1 protein-coding gene is annotated in these 3,997 nt (G+C 72.0%); it reads left to right on the top strand.

The window, feature by feature from the left end; all coding sequences use genetic code 11:
* Positions 1-3,997: type I polyketide synthase (locus ACZ4FV_RS51745; RefSeq protein ID WP_465328387.1), on the top strand; the 3,997-nt coding region annotated here is incomplete at both ends.

Here is a 3,997-nt window from a genome sequence, read left to right on the forward strand (position 1 = left end):
CCACAACGTCCACGTCATCGAAACCCTCCGCCGCGACCAAGGCACCCACCACCGCTTCACCACCAGCCTGGCAACCCTGCACACCCACGGCATCGACGGCGCGTTGACCTCGCATATCCCGACGGGCGGCCACACCGAGCCCGAACCCGGTTTCCCCACCTACGCCTTCCAGCGTCGGTCCTATTGGCTGGACGTGCGCCCCGGCAACACCGACGTCGCCACCGCCGGACTCAGCGCATCCGGACACCCGTTTCTCGGGGCCACGGTCGAACTCGCCGAATCCGGCGCGCGGTTCTTTTCCGGTCGGATCTCGCTGCGCACCCACCCGTGGCTCGCGGACCACGCCGTCCTGGACACCGTGCTGCTGCCCGGCACGGCGTTTGTCGACCTCGCGCTGCACGCCGCCGAGGCCACCGACGCACCCGCCGTCGAGGAACTCACCCTCGAAAGCCCGCTGATCGTCCACATCAGCGGAGCCGTCCAGCTTCAGGTCGCCCTCGCCGCCCCGGACGACACCGGCCGACGCACCATCACCATCCACTCCCGCACCGACGACCCGAACACCGACCAACCCTGGACCCGACACGCCACGGGCACTCTCGCGGCGCCCAACGCCGCTGCACGCACCGCATCCTTCGCCGCAGCGCCATGGCCTCCCGAGCACGCGACCGTCATCGACGCCGACGAGTTGTACGCGGCGCTGGCCGCCGTCGGGTATGGATACGGCCCGGCCTTCCAGGGTGTCCGAGCCGCCTGGCGGGTCGGCGACGAGCGCTTCGCCGAGGTCGCCCTCGCCGCCGAACAGCGTGATGACGCCGCTGCGTTCGGCATACATCCGGCACTCTTGGACGCCGCGCTGCACGCGGGGCTCGACACCGACACCGGGCCGGGGTCGCCCGGCGGGCCGAGGTTGCCGTTCTCCTTCCGGGGTGTGCGCCTGCTCGCCACCGGTGCCACCACGCTCCGCGTCCGCCTGGCCCCCGCCGGGCCCGACGCGCTCGCCCTCTCCGTGACCGATGCCACGGGTGAACCGGTGTTGTCCGTCGAGTCGTTGGCCCTCCGTCCGACCCCGGACGGAGGCTTGGCCAAGACCGGCACGAGCGGCGCCGGTTCGCTCCATCACCTCGACTGGGTCCCGACGCCACTCACCGCCGAGGCCATACCGACGGTGGCGACTCTCACTGCGTTCACCGAGCCTGCCGGCCCCGCCCACCACTCCGTCGCGGTCGGTAGCACGTACGCCGGCTGGCCCGAGTTGCACGCCGCCGTCGAGGCCGGGTCCGGCGTGCCGGACGTCGTGCTGATCACGGTGCCCCCCTCGGAATCCGCTCCGCCGAACCCGATCGGGCAGGCCCACACCGGCACCCGACACGTTCTGCGCGTGGTGCAATCCTGGCTCGCCGACGCACGGTTCGAGTCCTCCCGACTCGCGGTGCTGACACATCGCGCGGTCGCCGCGAAGGTGGGCGAGGAGGTGCCCGGTCTGGCCGGCGCGCCGCTGTGGGGCCTGCTCCGCACCGCCCAGGCGGAGTACCCGGACCGCTTCGTACTGATCGACACGGACGGCCACGCCTCCTCCGTGGCGGCGGTCGGCGCGGCGCTGGGCTCCGGCGAACCGCAGCTCGCTCTGCGCGAAGGCAGCGTGTTCCTTCCTCGGTTGGTCCGAGCGAGCGTCGACGTCGCCGAGACTCGGACCGTGCGCCCGCTCGATCCGGACGGCACCGTCCTGATCACCGGCGGCACCGGCACCCTCGGCCGCCTCGCCGCACGACACCTGATCACCGACCACGGCGCCAAGCACCTCCTGTTGACCAGCCGCAGCGGCCCCGACGCCGACGGGGCCGACGAGCTCGCCACCGAACTCACGGCACTCGGCGCGCAGATCACCATCACCGCATGCGACACCGCCGACCGCCCGGCACTTGCCGCCCTCCTCGGCGGCATCCCCGACGACCACCCCCTCACCGCCGTCGTCCACACCGCCGGCACGCTGCACGACGCGGTCGTCACCGGCCTGACGGGCGAGCATCTCGACGCGGTCCTGCGGCCCAAGGTCGACGCGGCCTGGCACCTGCACGAACTCACCCGCGACCACGACCTCAGCCACTTCGTCCTCTACTCCTCCGTCACCGCAACGCTCGGCAACGCCGGACAGGGCAACTACACCGCCGCGAACGCGTTCCTCGACGCGCTGGCCGAGCATCGCCACGCGCGGGGCCTCCCCGCCACCTCCCTCGCCTGGGGCCTGTGGGCCGAAAGCAGCGGGATGACCGGACACCTGGACGGGACCGATCTGGCCAGGATGTCCCGGGGCGGCGTCGTACCGTTGGCGACCGACGAGGGGCTGGGCCTGTTCGACGCCGCCCTGCGGGCCGGCCGCCCAACGGCCGTGCCCGCCCGCCTGGACCCGGGTTCACTGCGCGCCCGGGCGGTCACCGGTCCGATCCCCGCCGTCCTGCGTGGCCTGGTCCGCGTCCCGGCTCGGCGGGTGGCGGATCCGACGTCGACCGCAGCCGGCACCTGGGCCGAACGGCTGGCGGCCCTGCCCGTCGAACGCCGCGAGAGCGAGCTGCTTGGAGTGATCCGTTCCGGTGTGGCCGTCGTGTTGGGTCACACCACGTCCGAAGTCGTTGACACCGAGCGCACGTTCAAGGAGTTGGGCTTCGACTCGCTGACCGCCGTCGAACTGCGCAATCGGCTCACCGGCACGACCGGTGTACGACTGCCCGCAACCCTGATCTTCGACTACCCGACGCCCGCCGCACTCGCCGGATTCCTGCGCTCGGAGGTCCTGGGCGTACCGGACGGCGACGCAGCGGCCGGCTCGGTAGGGCCGGTCCGGGCGGCGGACGACGATCCGATCGTGATCGTGGCGATGAGCTGCCGCTACCCGGGCGGCGTCCGTACGCCGAACGATCTGTGGGACCTGGTCGCCGCCGGCAAGGACGTCATCGGCGACTTTCCCACCGGACGCGGCTGGGACCTGGACGGGCTGTACGACCCGGATCCCACGCGGGCCGGTCGGTCCTACGCCCGCGAGGGCGGGTTCCTGTACGACGCCGAGGGGTTCGATCCGGACTTCTTCGGGATCAGTCCGCGCGAGGCGCTCGCCACCGACCCGCAACAGCGACTGCTGCTGGAGACCGCGTGGGAGGCGTTCGAGCGCGCGGGGATCGAACCGACCTCGCTGCGCGGCAGCCGTACCGGCGTATTCACCGGCGTCATGTACAACGACTACGGGTCGCGGCTGCTGAGTCGGGCACCGGAAGGGTTCGAGGGCTACCTCGGCAACGGCAGCGCGGGCAGCGTCGCGTCCGGCCGGGTGTCCTACACCTTCGGGTTGGAGGGCCCGGCGGTCAGTGTGGACACCGCGTGCTCGTCGTCGCTGGTCGCGCTGCACCTGGCCGCGCAGGCCCTGCGGCAGGGCGAGTGCACGCTCGCGCTCGCCGGTGGCGTCACCGTGATGGCCACGCCCAACGTGTTCATCGAGTTCAGCCGCCAGCGCGGGATGGCCCCGGACGGCCGATGCAAGTCCTTCTCCGCCTCGGCCGACGGCGCGGGCTGGAGCGAGGGCGCCGGGTTGTTGCTGCTGGAGCGGCTCTCCGACGCCGAACGCAACGGACACCCCATCCTCGCCGTCCTGCGCGGCTCCGCCGTCAACCAGGACGGCGCCAGCAACGGACTCACCGCACCCAACGGCCCCTCCCAACAACGGGTGATCCGCCAGGCTCTCGCCAGTGCCGGTCTGACGGCAAGTCAGGTGGACGCGGTGGAGGCCCACGGCACGGGTACGAAACTCGGCGACCCGATCGAGGCACAGGCCCTGCTCGCCACCTACGGCCAGGACCGACCCGCCGAACACCCCCTCTACCTAGGCTCGTTGAAGTCCAACATCGGGCATGCCCAAGCCGCCGCCGGTGTCGCCGGCGTGATCAAGATGGTGCTGGCCATGCGGCACGGCGTTCTGCCCAAGACACTGCACATCGACGAACCGTCA

This window comes from Embleya sp. NPDC025285 (genome assembly GCF_055558835.1).